Here is a 15,645-nt window from a genome sequence, read left to right as displayed (position 1 = left end):
TACACTTAAAACTTCCCCTAGAGGAATTACTATGAAAAAACTGATTGGCATTGTTGCATTGTCTTTATTGGCTGCAGGTTGTAAAACTTCTCCGACAGGGCGAACACAAATTGCACTTTACTCACCACAAAAGATGAATGAGATGGGGGTTGCAAGTTTTGCCCAAATGAAAGAACAGCAAGCAATAGAAAAAGATAAAAACACCAATGCCTATGTACGTTGCATCGCAGATAAGCTGATTTCACAACTGCCAACACAATATGCAAATCAAGACTGGGAAGTTGTCGTTTTTAAAGAAGACAGTGCTAACGCATTCGCCTTACCGGGTGGAAAAATTGGTGTACATACCGGTCTACTAAAAGTAGCAGAGGATCAACACCAACTGGCTGCGGTTATGGGCCATGAAGTGGCGCACGTGATCGCGGAGCACGCCAATGAGCGAGTTTCTCAGAATAGCTTATTGCAGTTTGGCCTGCAGGCAAGTGATGTCGCACTGCAAATGGGTAATGTTGAATACCGCCAAGCGATTATGCAAGGTTTAGGTATAGGGGCTCAAGTAGGAGTAGCTTTACCTTTCAGCCGTTCTCATGAAAGTGAGGCCGATGTGATTGGCTTAGATCTAATGGCAAAAGCGGGTTTCGAACCAACTGGTTCAGTGAAGCTTTGGGAAAATATGAATAAACTCAGTGGTGAGCGTCCAGCAGAGTTTTTATCAACTCACCCAGCGCCAGACACCCGCATGCAAACTTTGAATAGTAAAATGCCTGAAGCTGAGACATTAAAACGTTCAGCATGGCAAAAAGGGCTTAAACCCGAGTGCAAATAAAGAGAAAAGGTTGCATTTATGCAGCCTTTTTTATGTATTTAGAACAAAACTAATCCTCAATAATAATTAATCACTTTGAGGAATTAAAATTGACGCTAGCTGTGTTTAAAATTTCTCATTTAGAACAACTAAATAGCAAAATTTTAGCTTTGCTATCGACAAATTTTTCTTGCCTCAAAATAGCTTCCTCAATTAAGAGGATTAGTATAATTGATCTATCTCAATTAAGTTTAACACTTATGCAAAAGGCGGACATAAGTCCTTATGTAGCTCGGTCTATTTTCTTATGCTCGCCGCACTCTTATGTAAAGGGTCAACACTATTTGATAAGGCTAGTAAATAATTGGCTACACTTATCAAAAAGCTGTTTTAACTAAACACAACTGAGTGGACCATTATGCAACAATTACCTACGGTAGATTACCGCGCAGATGACGCAGCTGCGCAATTCGTTGAATCTCTTCGTAACACAGGATTCGGCGTTTTAAAGAACCACCCAATCCCACAAGAATTAGTTGAATCAATTTATAAAAATTGGCAAGAGTTCTTCTATACAGAAGAGAAGCACAACTTCCTATTCGATAAAGACAATCAAGATGGTTACTTCCCTCCAGAAGTTTCAGAAGTTGCGAAAGGCTTTACTGTTAAAGACATCAAAGAATACTTCCATGTATATCCAAAAGGCCGTGTTCCAGCACAATTAGATGCTGAGATCCGTGAGTATTACCGTATTGCAAATGAGTTTGCCGCTGAGCTATTAAGTTGGGTTCAAGCGCAAGCACCAGAAGATGTTAAAGCGAAGTTTTCTATTGATCTAAAAGATATGATCAAGGATTCTGAGCAAACTTTACTTCGCGTGCTTCACTATCCGCCAATGACAGGTGATGAAGAACCAGGTGCTATTCGTGCAGCAGCACACGGTGATATCAATTTACTTACTGTACTTCCAGCTTCAAATGAACCAGGTTTACAAGTTCAAACACAAGATGGTGGCTGGTTAGACGTACCATGTGATTTTGGTAACTTAATTATTAATATCGGTGACATGCTTCAAGAAGCATCAGGTGGCTACTTCCCATCAACGATTCACCGTGTTATCAACCCATCGGGCAAAGCGTCTAAGAATTCACGTATTTCTTTACCGCTATTCTTACATCCTAAACCAGAGGTTGTGTTATCAGAGCGTTATACAGCTGATAGTTACTTACAAGAGCGCCTTGAAGAACTAGGTGTTAAGTAAACTTTTACTCGAATAGTCAAGACACAAAAAACCCTAACAAATGTTAGGGTTTTTTATTAGCTGAGATTTTTTAATCAAAAGTCACGAGGTGAAACAAACGTGCCTGCTTGAATTTCTTCATAGGTTTGCATAGCAAGTTCATCTAATGGGTCAAGAGAACGTCCTCGACTGGTGATTTCATGTGTTACAGGTAAAATATCTATGTCTTCAAATCCAGACATTTGAGCTATTTTTGCAAAAGTATAAGCATGTTTGTATTTCTTTTGTTTGAAGAAAATGCTGACTAGGCTGCTATATACTTCTAATTTAGGCTGTTGACCTGCTTCGTTTAATTCCAGAACTCGATACAGTAGATCTACTGTTTTTTCATCATCAAATTTAGCGTAATAGGTAGCTAAAAATAACTGTATTTCAGCATCATTTTTAACATTTTCTTGGTCTTGCATATTCAACAGTTTGTTCATTGCAAAACGACTGTTATTTCTGGACCAATGGTAATAGAGCAAACCTGGGTGGTCAGTTTGTTTTGTATCTTGAAAAATACGATTTATCTCTTTGAGGCTAGTTAAATGGCCCTCAACTCTTGAAGTGGTTTTTTCTTTTAACTTTATATGTTCTATTTTTGCAGCCAGAGATACACAAGAATCATATGACTCTAACTTTTTTAATAAGTCATATTTATTATCATCTGTTGGTGATTTGTATTCATGATATCTGGCAAAAATAAGATCAGAGCGCAGATCTTTACAGTGACTATCTTTATTTAAATCTTCACAAAACCCAGGTGTTTCTTCGCACACTTTACTTAAGGTCAAGGATTGCTCACAACCTACAAGAGTAAAAATACTTAGTGCGAGCAGCGTCCGCAATGCCATCTTGCTTCCTCTTTATCATTTTAATTGTTTAGGGCGCTTTTTTTGCTGTAATTACTCTGCTAGGAATCCATTTTAACCAACACACAGTGCAAGTAGACTTAGAAAAACAGCCCAAATATATAACTCTATTTAGTTTAGCCTAATGAATTAGACAGTAACAGTGGAGAATCGCAGCAGTTTAAATTAGAATAGCGTTGCCCTGAGGGGCTATCCGTTCAAAAAAATTGTTTAATTAGGCAGAAAAAATGACCTTATCTCACGAGCAAGAATATCAAAATAGCTGGCAAGAACGCCAAGATTATGCTGAAAACATGCAACCAATCATTGGTCGTTTGTACCGTAACAAAGGTGTTGAAATCGCTGTTTACGGTCGTCCACTTGTAAATACAAGCACAATCGACGTGATCAAAGCTCACAAGACTGTGGCACGTTTCGAAGAAAGCAAACTACGCTTACGTGAAAGCTTCCCTTTCCTAGAAGCTATTAGCAAAATGGATTTAGCACCTGCACGTATCGACCTAGGCAAATTAGCTTATGGTTACGTTCATAAAAATGCAGGCGAAGGTCGTTCAATTGAAGAATACCTAAACGCTGAATTATCTGACATTGTAAACAAAGGTGACAATCAAGAGCCTCGCGATGTTGTTCTATACGGTTTTGGTCGTATCGGTCGTTTATTAGCACGTCTACTTATCGAGCGTGGTGGCTCTCACACTGATCTACGCTTACGTGCAATCGTTGTTCGTGGTGGCCGTGATGGTGACCTTGAAAAGCGTGCAAGCCTTTTACGTCGTGATTCAATCCATGGTCCTTTCAATGGTTCAATCACTGTTGATAACGAGCGCAACGCAATTAAAGCTAACGGTAACTATATCCAAGTTATCTATGCGAACTCTCCAGATGAAATCGATTACAATGAATACGGTATCAACAATGCACTTATCGTTGATAACACAGGTATCTGGAAAGACAGAGATGGCTTAGGTCTTCACCTTAAGTCAAATGGCGCTGCGAAAGTACTTCTTACTGCGCCTGCTAAAGGCGACATCAAAAACGTCGTTTATGGTGTTAACAATAAAGATATCCTTTCTGAAGATTCAATCGTTTCAGCAGCAAGTTGTACAACGAATGCAATCACGCCAACACTTAAAGCACTTAATGATAAGTTTGGTATCCAGAATGGTCACGTTGAAACAGTTCACTCTTACACCAACGACCAGAACCTGATTGATAACTACCATAAAGCAGAGCGTCGTGGTCGTGCAGCAGCACTAAACATGGTTATCACGTCAACGGGCGCGGCTAAAGCAGTATCTAAAGCTCTACCTGAACTTGAAGGTAAGCTAACTGGTAATGCTATCCGTGTTCCTACGCCAAACGTTTCGATGGCAATTCTTAATCTAAACTTAGAAAAAGAGACAACGGTTGAAGAGCTAAACGAGTACTTACGTGAAACATCATTGTACTCTGATCTTCGTGATCAAATTGATTACACAGCATCAACAGAAATCGTTTCTACTGACTTAGTAGGTAGCCGTTACGCAGGTGTTGTTGATTCTCAAGCAACAATTGTTGATGGTAACCGTGTTGTACTATACGTTTGGTACGATAACGAGTTTGGTTATAGCTGTCAGGTTATTCGTGTTATGCACGATATGGCTGAGGTTGAATTCCCAAGCCTACCTCGCTAATAGCGAAAAGTAATAAAAAGCCAGCTTTAGCTGGCTTTTTTAGTTTTTGAACTTAAATCGGTGTGATACTCTTTAAATATAATTTTTACAAGTGAATTACACTTCCTAAACGATAAAGACAAACAGTTAATGTTTGTCTGCGACTATTGCGTCGTTAATTTATAAAAAGAAGGTTACGGATGAAAATCACCAGTAATTTTGACAGTGGTAATATCAAGGTGCTTGCGAGCAACGAGCCACTCGATATTCAACTAGCTATCAACAATGATAATGAATCTGAATTTTTTCAGTGGTTCCATTTTCGTTTAGAAAGCACTCCTTTTTTACAGCATAAAATGCAAATTGGTGGTCTAGAAAAATCAGCTTACCCTGAAGGGTGGGATGACTATCAAGCTGTAGCATCATATGATCGCCAAACTTGGTTCCGAGTGCCGACATCATATGAAAACGGCACTCTTACAATTGATTTCGAACCTGAACAGAGTCATACCTACTTTGCTTATTTCGCACCTTATAGTTATGAGCGTCATTTAGACTTACTATATTGGGCGCAAAGCCATGATGCATGTGAAATTGAAACACTTGGCGAAACGCTAGACGGTCGTGACATTAGCTTGCTTACAATTGGTGAACCTGAAGAAGGTAAAAAGAAAATTTGGATCACTGCTCGTCAGCACCCAGGTGAGACAATGGCAGAGTGGTTTGTAGAGGGCTTACTTCACAAGCTTCTAGATGACGAAGACCCGCATGCAGCAGCTTTACTTTCTAAAGCGGTTTTCTATGTTGTTCCAAATATGAACCCTGATGGCAGTGTTCGTGGTCACCTTCGTACAAACGCAGTGGGTGTTAACCTTAACCGCGAGTGGGCTGAACCGAGCCTTGAAAAATCACCAGAGGTTTTCCATGTGTTAAATAAGATGCATGACACAGGCTTAGATATGTATTTAGATATTCATGGTGATGAAGCATTGCCTTATAACTTTGTTGCCGGTAGTGAAGGTATTCCAAGTTATGACGCACGTTTAGAATCATTAGAAAACGATTTTAAAGCAGCATTGCTTACTATTACACCTGAGTTTCAAGATGAATTTGGCTATCCAAAAGATGCGCCAGGTGAAGCTAACTTAACAGTTGCATCTTGTGCGGTAGGTGAGGCGTTTAAAGCGTTGGCTTATACGATTGAAATGCCGTTTAAAGATAACGCGAATCTACCAGACCCATATTACGGTTGGTCTGACAGACGTTCATACCAATTCGGTCAAGATACGCTTGCTGCAATTGTTTCGGTTGTAGACAAACTAAGATAATAATCAACAGTAAAATCAAAAGGTAGCGCCAGGGTGCTACCTTTTATGTATAACAATAATGAGGATGTTCCATGGATGCATTTGGGCAATTTCTAGATTCTCTAGATGGCATGTTGGGGGGGGCAGATTGGTTCCCATACGTATTACTTGGTGTGGGTTTATTCTTCACCATTTATCTTAAATTCCCACAGATCAGATATTTCAAACATGCTTGTAAGGTAGTAACCGGCAAGTTTGATAAAAAAAGCCATGAAGGTGACACAACGCACTTCCAAGCGCTTGCGACTGCACTTTCTGGCACCGTAGGTACTGGTAATATCGGTGGTGTGGCACTGGCAATTTCAATTGGTGGTCCAGCGGCATTATTTTGGATGTGGATGACTGCATTCTTCGGTATGACGACTAAATTTGTAGAGGTGACCCTATCTCACAAGTATCGTGTTAAAACCGATGATGGCACGATGGCTGGTGGTCCAATGTATTACATGGATCGTCGTTTGAATATGAAGTGGTTAGCTGTATTGTTTGCTGTTGCCACTGTCATTAGTTCTTTTGGTACAGGTAGCCTGCCGCAAATTAATAATATTGCTCAGGGTATGGAGTCTACCTTTGGTTTTGAGCCTTGGCATACAGGTGGTGTGCTATCTATCCTACTTGCACTTGTTATTTTAGGTGGCATCAAGCGTATTGCCGCAATCACTTCTCGTGTTGTGCCACTGATGGCAGCGGTTTATATCATTGGTGCATTGGCTGTAATCTTCTACAACATTGAAAACATTGCTCCATCATTTGCTGCTGTTTTCACTGACGCATTCTCAGGTTCTGCAGCTGCAGGTGGCTTCTTAGGTGCATCATTTGCTTACGCCTTCAACCGTGGTGTAAACCGTGGTTTATTCTCAAACGAAGCAGGCCAAGGTTCTGCACCCATTGCACACGCATCTGCGAAAGCGGACGAGCCAGTATCTGAAGGTATGGTGTCAATTCTTGAACCTTTCATCGATACCATCATTATCTGTACTTTAACCGGTTTAGTGATCCTTTCTTCAGGTGTGTGGACGGAAAAATTTGAAACACAGTTTGAACGTTCGTCCATGGTTATTTTACAAGGTCAGTATTCTGAAGATAACGAGCAAGATCGTCTAGCGCTATACAAATACCTAAATGATGAAAAAGATCATGGTGTTGAGCTTTTCAATGGTGAGTTACACTCTATTCAAGGTAAAGCGGTAGAGAAAGAGTTTACTATTATTCATTCTCGCTCAATTGCTGAAGATGTTCGCTTCGGTTTAACTGAAAAACACGTTTACACGGGCACTATTGAGATCAAAGATGGTATGCCTGTAGACAAAGATATTATGATCACAGGTAAATCGTTAGTACATTCTGCAGAGCTGACAACTAAAGCATTTAGCCGAGGTTTTTTTGGTGAAAATGGTAAATATATCGTATCAATAGGCTTATTATTATTTGCTTTCTCGACAGCAATTGCGTGGTCTTATTATGGCGACCGTGCAATGATTTATCTACTTGGTAGCAAGTCAGTGATGCCTTACCGAGTATTTTATGTTGCAGGCTTCTTCTGGGCATCATTTGCAGACACGACTTTAGTTTGGAAACTTGCAGCAGTTGCAATCGTTGTGATGACCTTACCTAACTTATTCGGTATTTTCTTACTTCGTAAAGAAATGAAAGAGTCAGTCACTGAATACTGGGATAAGTTCAATAAAGAGCATCCAAACGAAAAATAAATCGTTTTTGAACGTACCTTAGTAAAAGACTTTTGGTACAAAAACGAGTAAAATGGCGTCCTCGAGACGCCTTTTTTGTATCAGCAGGAGTCATAAATATGGCAATAGTTTCTTGTCCAAGTTGTAACGAGTCTATTTCAAGTAAAAACAAGGTTTGTCCACACTGTGACCTTCAGCTCGGAGAAGTCAGCGAAGAGCAACTAGCTCGCATTGCTGCACGTAAAAGAGTTAAAAAACAGCAGATGTTTATGAATCACTCTTTCTTAGCATTGATCCTTTTCCTCGGTGGTTTCTTATATCTTTATTCTCGCCAACCCACACCAGACTCAATAGAAATGTGGTTAACCAGAGGCGCCATTGCGGTTGGTTGTCTTTGGTATTTAATAAACAGAATTATTTTAGTGTATTTAAAAAAGAAAAAGTGACATGAACATAGACAGCTTAGTAAATAATTTAACACCCGAATTATTTGAGCGTTTGCAGTATGGGGCCTCAACAGGTAAGTGGCCTGATGGCACTCCACTGACAGAAGCTCAAAAAGAGCAAACAGTACAACTTGTTATGCTTTACCAGGCTAAAGTAGCCAAGACTAATGAGCAATTCACCATCAATGCAGAAGGTGAAATGGTGCAAAAGTCAAAAAGAGAACTACAACAAGAATTTAAAAAAGAAAATGAGATAGCTAGGTTCAGTGAAAATGATCTTTAAACACCTATTTACACCAAAATGGAAACACCCAAAAACTGAAGTAAGACTTCAGGCGCTTAATAAGCTAGAGCAAGACAAGGATGCCGATGTTTTAAAGACGATGGCATTAGAAGATAATTCGACTGAAATCAGACAAAAAGCCTTAAACAAATTAAACAGCTTGAGTCTTTGGTGGCAAGCTTATAAACAAGATCAAGCCCTTAAAGATCTAGCTGAGCAACATATTAGCAGTGCAGTCTTAAACGGTAAAAGTGAGCTTGATGGTACTATTCGCCAAGAATATGTAGATCGATATGCATCGAAACGAGTGCTAGAAAAGTTAGCTTTCTCTGAATCAAGCTTAGAAGTCCGCGTAAAATTACTAAAACGTCTCGCTCAGCCTAAATTGATAGAGCAGAGCTTTAAACAAGACGACGAACAGCTACAGTTGTTGCTTTTACCTTTGGTCGAGCAATACGGTTTGCAAAAGCAGTTATTAAAATCAGCGAAAGGCCAAGCAAAATCGTCACTTGAGCAAGCACTTGAGCAACAAAAACTGGCAAAAGAAAAACCGGCTGAAGTACTTGCGCAAGTCAAAATGATTTTAGCTAAGCTTAATGCGCTTAGAGACAAGCACGATTACAAAGAAGTAAACAACCAATTCGGTATTTTAACTGAGCAGTGGCAAGGTCTAGAGCTATCTTGGTTAGATCAGGAAGCAGTTAAAGAAAATCAACAAAAGTACAGCACAATAGAAGCGCGTATCTCTTCACATTTAACTGCTTTGAAAACTGAGTTTGAAGCAGCAGAAAAAGCTGAGCAAGCGAAGCGAGAAAAAGCGGTATTCCTGACAGAAGTTGAGTCACAATTGAATCTAGCTGAACAAGCATTAGTAAATGCACTCGAGCAACTAGATGTTTCAAAACAGGCGGATTTAGAGACACAGCTCAGTCAAGTACGTAGTAAAATAACATCAAGCGAGCACAGTGTTGAGCTCGTTAAGCATTTAGACACACTTGCAGACTTTGAAAGTCAATTAAAGCAATTACCTGAACTGGTTGTTGCAAATCAAGCCGCCCAAACTGCACTTGACGCACTTGCGAATGTCACGCCATCAACAGAGTTGAGTGAGCTTGATGACACTTTAAATTCGCAAAAGTCGGCTTACAACAATGCGAAAGGCATTATTGAACAATTACCTAACACACTAAAAAAACCAGCTAAAGCAAAGCTTAGTGCATTAAGCAAGCAGTTTAAAGCCGCCATGGCTGAACAACTTGATGCGCAACAAAATGAGCTTAAGCAAGCAAGACGTAAAGCCAAAGATGTTCAACGGCTAGTTGAGCAAGGCAGAAGTAAAGTCGCATTCGGTGTCTTCAAAGGGTTCAACGAACACTATGAGCGTTTAACTACAGCAAACCAAGCCCAACTTGAGCCACTTAGAGAGCAAATTTCTGCACAATTAGATGATATTCGTGATTGGCAAAAGTATGCGTCAGCACCAAAACGTGTAGAGCTTTTAGCTGTGTTAGATGAACATATTGAAAGCTGTGATCTAGCGCCTAAACAACGCGCAGAGCTAGTTAAGAAGCTGCGTGTACAATGGCATGAATTAGGCCGAATTGATACTGACGAAGAGAAGTCACAAGCAAAGCAGTTCGATGAAAAGCTTGAGGTATTGTTTGCACCTTGTCGCGAATTCTTTGCTGAGCAAGAACAGCAGCGAGAACAAGCAAAGCACGCTCGTGAAGATTTGATTTCAGAAATCACAAAGCTTGCTGAAATAGATACATCATTAGAAGGTTTTAATTGGCGAGAATTTGAAAGTCAGTTTAATAAGTTGAACAAACAATGGCGTGCTGCAGGTAGTGTTGATAGTGATATTTATAAGTCTTTGAATAGTGCATTTAAAGTTCAAGCCAAATGTATTGGAGATGCTATTCGAACGCAGCATGAGCTCAATGCGCAATTGAAACAGGCATTAGTAAATACTGCTGCAGAGCAAGTTGAAAGCGAAGATCTTGCACAAGCATGTGATGTGTTAAAGTCTCTTCAAAAGCAGTGGCAAAAAATAGGCTTTGCAGGCAACAAAAAAGAAAATCAGTTATGGCAAGCTTTCCGTGAGCATAATGATAAGGTGTTCGCTAAACGCAGCGCAGAGTTTGAGTCTCAAAAAGCAGAAAAAGATACTTTAAATTCAGAGCAACAAAAACAATTTGATGAAATTAAGTCACAGCTTTCTGAAAACGGAAGCGAAGCTGAAATAAAAAAGCTGATTTCTCAATTATCTGAAATCGACTTTCTGCCAGCAGTGAAAAAGCAAGCTCAAAAATTCATTACTGAATTACAGCAAAAGTTAGTAGAGCTTGAGCAGCTTGCTAATGCCGCTAGATTCGATGCTTTAAAAGTTGCGCTTAAAGACGGTTCTATGATCCCAGCTGAGTTCATCAGTAAAACGGATGTGGACTTGTCTAGTGAGCAGCTTATTTTAAGACTTGAGCTCTTATCTGATAAAGTGAATGATGAGAGTACAACTCCTGAGCGTATGGCCGAGCAAGTTGCTATGTTAGATGATAAATTACAAGGTCAAAATGTAGATTTTGATTGTTATCTATCCGCATATTTATCAAACACGCCTTCAGCTGAATTACAGTCAGAAAGGCTGCTTAAGCTCCTTTAGATACAAATAATTTTTATAATAGAAAACCACGCTACTGCGTGGTTTTTTTTTTGGACCTTCAAAATTACGGCTAAGAGCAAGGCTATTGAAGGAGATTAATTTAAAATATCATTAAGCGCAGTATTAAGATTCCTGTGCTTAAATGCAAAGCCTTGCTGCTCAAGCTTTTCAGGGATGACATTTTGCCCATAAATTAATAAATCTGACATCTCTCCAAAGAGTAGTTTTAGAACAAATTCAGGCATGGGAAATAAAGCAGGGCGTTTTAAGGTCTTTGCAAGTATGTCAGTAAAGGCTGAGTTGCTAACAGGCTCGGGGGCTGTCAGGTTAAACGCCCCTTGCGACTCTTGGTCCTCAAGTAAAAATAAAATGGCATTGACCATATCATCGATATGGATCCAAGACATCATTTGTTTACCTGACGCCATTTTTCCACCCAATCCTAACTTAAAAGGGGGGAGCATTTTGTTCAAGGCTCCTCCTTGGTTACTAAGCACAATACCTGTTCGTAGCAAACAGACTCTCACGTCAGGACATTGTGCCTGTAGTGCGAGTTCTTCCCATTGTTTACAGAGTTGATGGCTAAATTCAGGGTAAGTTGATGAGTATGATTCAGTAATAACATTCTCTGCAGGTTGACGACCATAAAACCCAATAGCGCTTCCCGAAATAAATACCTTAGGAGGATCATCACTGGCATTTATTTTTTTGACAATTTCCTCAGTGATACTTAACCGACTCTGAAAAATTTTCTGCTTTTGCTGAGCACTCCAGCGTTTGTCTGCGATAGGTTCACCAGCAAGATTAATTACCGCATCTAAGTCATCGAAATTGATGTCTTCGAGATTATCAATTGCGGCAACAGAGCTTGGTAATAAGTTTTTCGATTTGTTTATATCTCTAGTTAGAACAACTAGTTCGTGTGTTTCGAAGAGCAATTTACAAAGCGCTGAGCCAATTAATCCTGTTGCGCCTGTTATTAGAATTTTCATTATACAACCTCAGCTCATTAATTTAGTTTTGATACGAAAAAAATCATTTATGGATCAATTAAGTATTGTTGAAGTAGAATAAATGTAAACTTGTTTTCGAAGGAATTTCAGTGTCGTCACTCCAAGGTTTAAGTAAAAGTTTGGTGATCATCGCATCACTGTTTATCGTGCTAGCGGGCCTTAAATTGGCAACAGATATTATTGTGCCTTTTATACTCGCCGCATTCATCGCGATTATCTGTAATCCACTACTACGTTTTTTTGCTCGTTACAAAGTGCCTAAAGGTATCGCAATTTTGCTAATTATGCTCATGATAGTTGCAGTTGGGTCTAGCCTTGCCGGTCTTGTTGGACAATCTCTGAATGATTTTTCGCAACAGTTGCCACAATATAGAGAGGACCTTCAAGGCAGATTTGTTTGGTTGGTAGATACAGCTGCCCAATACAATATTTTAATCGATAAACAGCAGCTTATCTCTTTGTTTGACCCAGGTAAGATGATCGACATGGCAACGAATATGTTGACAGGTTTTGGTGCGGCAATGGCCAACATTTTCTTAATCATCTTGACGGTCGTATTTATGCTATTTGAAGCACCAATGATCAATAAAAAAGTACACTTGGCTCTTGATGATCCCGAGATGCGACAAAAGCAAATCGATAAGTTTTTGGAATCCATTAATTCTTATTTGGCCATTAAAACCTTGGTTTCTCTGGCGACAGGTTTTTGCGCGGCGTTATTACTTTGGATATTAGATGTCGATTACTTTGTTCTTTGGGGCGTTGTCGCGTTCTTATTAAACTATATTCCAAATATCGGCTCTATTATTGCCGCAATACCTGCGGTTTTAATCGCGCTTATCACACAAGGTCCTTTAGTGAGTGGCTTTGTTGCGCTCGGTTATGTGGCGATAAATACGGTTATGGGTAATGTTATTGAGCCCAAATACATGGGAAAGGGGCTTGGTTTGTCAACTTTAGTCGTGTTTCTCTCTTTAATCTTTTGGGGCTGGTTATTTGGTACTGTCGGCATGCTTTTGTCAGTTCCTCTTACTATGGTTGTAAAAATAGCCTTAGAAAACAGTGAAGAAGGTCAATGGTTAGCCACCATGTTAGGAAGTGGCGAAGAGACTGAATCAAAATTGAGTTAAATATTGAAACGGCGCTGTAAAGCGCCGTATTGTTTATCTTAGTTTCAGTAGCCTATTTTCAAATCTTCAATGTGTCTACTATATAAACGGATTTTACATTCCTTATATGAAACTGCTGCTTTGGTTGAATTTGGCATTTTATGAAGATATCGCCAGCGGCAACTATCTTCAATGTAGTTATCTTTGTGTTTTAGACTACGTCTAATGATAGGTAAGAGCTGAGTATTCCCAGTATCCTGCTCAAGTTCTTCCATATCCATAACAATTTTATTAATCCAGATAGTCCTTTCTCTTTCTAGTGTTTCAATATTACTATCAAGGCATTTGATAAATTGCCTCGCTTCAGCGGGAGAGTTACTTTGTATTGGTTTACATTCTCGCAACTCATATGCAGGCGTTGATAGTGATACTAAAGATATACTTGCAAACAGGAATAGCTTTTGAAAATTAGTCATATTTAAACTCAACAATAAAAAGTGCGCCCCCTAAAGGCGCAGAACCTATTTCTATAGTTCCTTGATAGTCATTAACTAAATCGGCCACTATCGCAAGACCAACGCCATGACCTGATTCGTACGTATCTAAACGGGTACCACGTTGCAATAATTTTTTGCGAGCGCTTAATTCAATACCCGGACCATCATCGCTGATTTCAATCGTTAGTATTTTTTCATTACTTATGACATTAACACGGACTGTCTCATTACAAGCTTTACATGCATTGTCTATAAGGTTACCCAATATTTCCATTAAGTCAGTCTTATCACCTAAAAACTTAGTTTGTTCAGGACAATTTGATTGAAATTCAATTGCTTTTTGATGATATACCTTTTTCATTGCATTTAAAATCGATTCAAGTACAGGGCCAATGGAAGTGGTTTTTTTCCATGTATCAGTACCACCAGTTGCTGCGCGCTTTAGCTGGTGCTCGATCATGCTGTTAATCCTATCAAGTTGCTCTTGAGCATCATTATCATTGGCCATAGGGCTAGACTTTAATATGGCTAATGGCGTTTTTAACGCATGTGCTAAATCGCTGAGTGAGGCCCTATATCGCTCTTTTTGTCTTCGTTGAGACTCCAATAGAAGGTTTAAATCTTCTGTAATGGCTTGAAGCTCTATAGGGTATGAGTGTGATAAGCGCTCTTTTTTACCAGATTCAATCGCTTTAATTTCTTTATCGAGACGCTGCAGAGGGCGCATATTCCAAAGAAAGCCTAAGCCCATTAGAAGTGTCATGATGGCTCCTAAAATCAACATCCAAGTCATAAGAGTGTCTGTAAATTCAGACAGTACGTCGGTGAGGGCTTTATCATCACGAAGCAGTATAAAAACAGCTTGTTGGGACTGTTCTGCATTACCTAAAATAACGGTAAGGCTAAGTTGCCAATAGGAATTTCCTTGGTAAAAAACTTGTTTAAATTCAGACGCGCCAGTTTCAGAGTCAATTGAATTGGGGTTAAATTCGAGTGACACAGCTGACTCTGAATACCAAACTAAGTCATTATTTTGATAAATAAGCGCAAAAGTATCGGAATCAATTCGGTTTAATTCGGGCGCCAGTATGGTATTTGGCATTTTCACAGATTCATCAATAAACTCGACTTCTGAAATCAGTGAATACAAATGTGCTTCTAAATTATTTTCAGTGGAATCAACAAGTGATGCATAGTACGCACTACTTACAGAATAAAATAAGAAGGGAAGGGCGATAATAAGCACAAAGACAAGGACGAAGCCTTGTCTTATTTTTAATGGAACCTGAGTAGAATTTACCACTGATTCTTAAACCTGTAACCTCTGCCTCTGAGTGTTTCTACGGGATTAAGAGTCCCATCAGGGTCGAGTTTTTTACGTAGTCTGAGTACAAAAACTTCAATTACATTCGAGTCTAAGTCGAAATCTTGATCATATATATGTTCTGTTAACTCCGATTTAGAAATTACTTTTTGGGGGTTAACCATTAAGTACTCAAGTACTTTGTATTCGTAGGCGGTGAGCGTTAATTCTTTTTCATTTACCCAAACTTGTTGAGATCGAGTATGGATTTTAACAGGGCCAATATTAATTTCAGGATTAGCTTGTCCTGCACTTCGACGGATTAGCGCGTTACAGCGAGCAACCAGTTCTTCAACGTGAAATGGCTTGGTTAAGTAGTCATCCGCGCCTGCATCTAGGCCCTCTACCTTATCTTGCCAACGCTCCCGAGCAGTTAGGATTAAAATAGGAATAGTCACTCCCGCTTTTCTGGCACGTTTAATGAGTTCGATGCCGTCTAGTTTGGGTAGGCCTAAATCAACTACCGCCAAATCGAGTGGATATTCTTGTAAGTGAAACAAACCTGATTCACCATCATGACAGAGGTCGATACTATATTTTTCTTTTTCTAAAGCCGAACGTAAATTCTCGGCCAGTTGAATATCATCTTCGATCACTAAAATTCGCATA

The 15,645-nt window shown here is 39.5% G+C and carries 14 protein-coding genes; 9 read left to right on the top strand and 5 right to left on the bottom strand.

The features are described 5' to 3' along the window. The first annotated feature begins 31 nt into the window (after window positions 1–31). Both PP2015_RS09500 and PP2015_RS09495 read left to right on the top strand, forming a co-directional pair. Window positions 32–826: a M48 family metallopeptidase gene (locus PP2015_RS09500; protein WP_058030045.1), complete on the top strand. Its 795-nt coding sequence runs from the start codon at window positions 32–34 to the stop codon at window positions 824–826. A gap of 397 nt (window positions 827–1,223) precedes the next feature. Next, window positions 1,224–2,066 carry an isopenicillin N synthase family dioxygenase gene (locus PP2015_RS09495; protein ID WP_058030044.1) on the top strand — a complete coding sequence of 281 codons (843 nt, stop codon included), beginning with the start codon at window positions 1,224–1,226 and terminating at the stop codon, window positions 2,064–2,066. A gap of 74 nt (window positions 2,067–2,140) precedes the next feature. Here PP2015_RS09495 and PP2015_RS09490 read toward each other — a convergent pair whose 3' ends face one another. Next, window positions 2,141–2,941 carry a DUF2989 domain-containing protein gene (locus PP2015_RS09490; RefSeq protein WP_058030043.1) on the bottom strand — a complete coding sequence of 267 codons (801 nt, stop codon included), beginning with the start codon at window positions 2,939–2,941 and terminating at the stop codon, window positions 2,141–2,143. A 245-nt stretch (window positions 2,942–3,186) separates the two neighbouring features. Here PP2015_RS09490 and PP2015_RS09485 point away from each other — a divergent pair, with 245 nt between their 5' ends. The 6 genes from PP2015_RS09485 (at window position 3,187) to PP2015_RS09460 (ending at window position 11,054) form a co-directional block, all read left to right on the top strand. Continuing rightward, window positions 3,187–4,632 carry a glyceraldehyde-3-phosphate dehydrogenase gene (locus PP2015_RS09485; RefSeq protein ID WP_058030042.1) on the top strand — a complete coding sequence of 482 codons (1,446 nt, stop codon included), beginning with the start codon at window positions 3,187–3,189 and terminating at the stop codon, window positions 4,630–4,632. A gap of 179 nt (window positions 4,633–4,811) precedes the next feature. Continuing rightward, the gene (locus tag PP2015_RS09480) at window positions 4,812–5,939 is read left to right on the top strand and encodes a M14 family metallopeptidase (protein WP_058030041.1); all 1,128 of its coding nucleotides are present in this window, start codon (window positions 4,812–4,814) and stop codon (window positions 5,937–5,939) included. Between the two features lie 71 nt (window positions 5,940–6,010). Continuing rightward, window positions 6,011–7,687, top strand: a complete 1,677-nt coding sequence (locus tag PP2015_RS09475) for an alanine/glycine:cation symporter family protein (protein ID WP_058030040.1) — start codon at window positions 6,011–6,013, stop codon at window positions 7,685–7,687. A 98-nt stretch (window positions 7,688–7,785) separates the two neighbouring features. Continuing rightward, window positions 7,786–8,112, top strand: a complete 327-nt coding sequence (locus PP2015_RS09470; RefSeq protein WP_058030039.1) for a hypothetical protein — start codon at window positions 7,786–7,788, stop codon at window positions 8,110–8,112. 1 nt (window position 8,113) lies between these two features. Continuing rightward, a complete protein-coding gene (locus PP2015_RS09465) occupies window positions 8,114–8,395 on the top strand; it encodes a YeaC family protein (protein WP_058030038.1) in 282 nt (93 codons plus the stop codon). Continuing rightward, window positions 8,385–11,054, top strand: coding sequence for a DUF349 domain-containing protein (locus PP2015_RS09460; protein ID WP_058030037.1), 2,670 nt, complete (start codon window positions 8,385–8,387; stop codon window positions 11,052–11,054). Before PP2015_RS09465 ends, PP2015_RS09460 begins: the two co-directional genes overlap by 11 nt. A 95-nt stretch (window positions 11,055–11,149) precedes the next feature. On the opposite strand, the gene PP2015_RS09455 is transcribed toward PP2015_RS09460, so the two are convergent. After that, a complete protein-coding gene (locus PP2015_RS09455) occupies window positions 11,150–12,046 on the bottom strand; it encodes a TIGR01777 family oxidoreductase (RefSeq protein ID WP_058030036.1) in 897 nt (298 codons plus the stop codon). Window positions 12,047–12,156: 110 nt separating this feature from the next. On the opposite strand from PP2015_RS09455, the gene PP2015_RS09450 reads away from it, so the two are divergent. After that, the gene (locus PP2015_RS09450) at window positions 12,157–13,197 is read left to right on the top strand and encodes an AI-2E family transporter (RefSeq protein ID WP_058030035.1); all 1,041 of its coding nucleotides are present in this window, start codon (window positions 12,157–12,159) and stop codon (window positions 13,195–13,197) included. A gap of 44 nt (window positions 13,198–13,241) precedes the next feature. Here the strand turns inward: PP2015_RS09450 and PP2015_RS09445 are convergent, their stop codons facing one another. Genes PP2015_RS09445 through PP2015_RS09435 form a run of 3 tightly spaced genes read right to left on the bottom strand, consistent with a single transcriptional unit; the run spans window position 13,242 to window position 15,644 of the window. After that, window positions 13,242–13,652, bottom strand: coding sequence for a hypothetical protein (locus PP2015_RS09445; protein WP_058030034.1), 411 nt, complete (start codon window positions 13,650–13,652; stop codon window positions 13,242–13,244). Then, window positions 13,645–14,976, bottom strand: a complete 1,332-nt coding sequence (locus tag PP2015_RS09440; protein ID WP_058030033.1) for an ATP-binding protein — start codon at window positions 14,974–14,976, stop codon at window positions 13,645–13,647. The genes PP2015_RS09445 and PP2015_RS09440 overlap by 8 nt, the downstream gene beginning before the upstream one ends. After that, complete coding sequence (locus PP2015_RS09435; RefSeq protein ID WP_058030032.1) at window positions 14,970–15,644, bottom strand: response regulator transcription factor; 675 nt, start codon at window positions 15,642–15,644, stop codon at window positions 14,970–14,972. Before PP2015_RS09435 ends, PP2015_RS09440 begins: the two co-directional genes overlap by 7 nt. Window position 15,645: the final 1 nt, after the last annotated feature.

It is taken from the genome of Pseudoalteromonas phenolica, assembly GCF_001444405.1.
In the GTDB taxonomy this organism is placed as follows: domain Bacteria; phylum Pseudomonadota; class Gammaproteobacteria; order Enterobacterales; family Alteromonadaceae; genus Pseudoalteromonas; species Pseudoalteromonas phenolica.
This window is presented reverse-complemented; position numbering and strand designations above follow the sequence as displayed.

Coding starts and splice junctions, on each gene's coding strand:
- PP2015_RS09500 (WP_058030045.1), top strand. CDS start 32: ATGAAAAAACTGATTGGCATTGTTGCATTGTCTTTATTGGCTGCAGGT.
- PP2015_RS09495 (WP_058030044.1), top strand. CDS start 1,224: ATGCAACAATTACCTACGGTAGATTACCGCGCAGATGACGCAGCTGCG.
- PP2015_RS09490 (WP_058030043.1), bottom strand. CDS start 2,941: ATGGCATTGCGGACGCTGCTCGCACTAAGTATTTTTACTCTTGTAGGT.
- PP2015_RS09485 (WP_058030042.1), top strand. CDS start 3,187: ATGACCTTATCTCACGAGCAAGAATATCAAAATAGCTGGCAAGAACGC.
- PP2015_RS09480 (WP_058030041.1), top strand. CDS start 4,812: ATGAAAATCACCAGTAATTTTGACAGTGGTAATATCAAGGTGCTTGCG.
- PP2015_RS09475 (WP_058030040.1), top strand. CDS start 6,011: ATGGATGCATTTGGGCAATTTCTAGATTCTCTAGATGGCATGTTGGGG.
- PP2015_RS09470 (WP_058030039.1), top strand. CDS start 7,786: ATGGCAATAGTTTCTTGTCCAAGTTGTAACGAGTCTATTTCAAGTAAA.
- PP2015_RS09465 (WP_058030038.1), top strand. CDS start 8,114: ATGAACATAGACAGCTTAGTAAATAATTTAACACCCGAATTATTTGAG.
- PP2015_RS09460 (WP_058030037.1), top strand. CDS start 8,385: ATGATCTTTAAACACCTATTTACACCAAAATGGAAACACCCAAAAACT.
- PP2015_RS09455 (WP_058030036.1), bottom strand. CDS start 12,046: ATGAAAATTCTAATAACAGGCGCAACAGGATTAATTGGCTCAGCGCTT.
- PP2015_RS09445 (WP_058030034.1), bottom strand. CDS start 13,652: ATGACTAATTTTCAAAAGCTATTCCTGTTTGCAAGTATATCTTTAGTA.
- PP2015_RS09435 (WP_058030032.1), bottom strand. CDS start 15,644: ATGCGAATTTTAGTGATCGAAGATGATATTCAACTGGCCGAGAATTTA.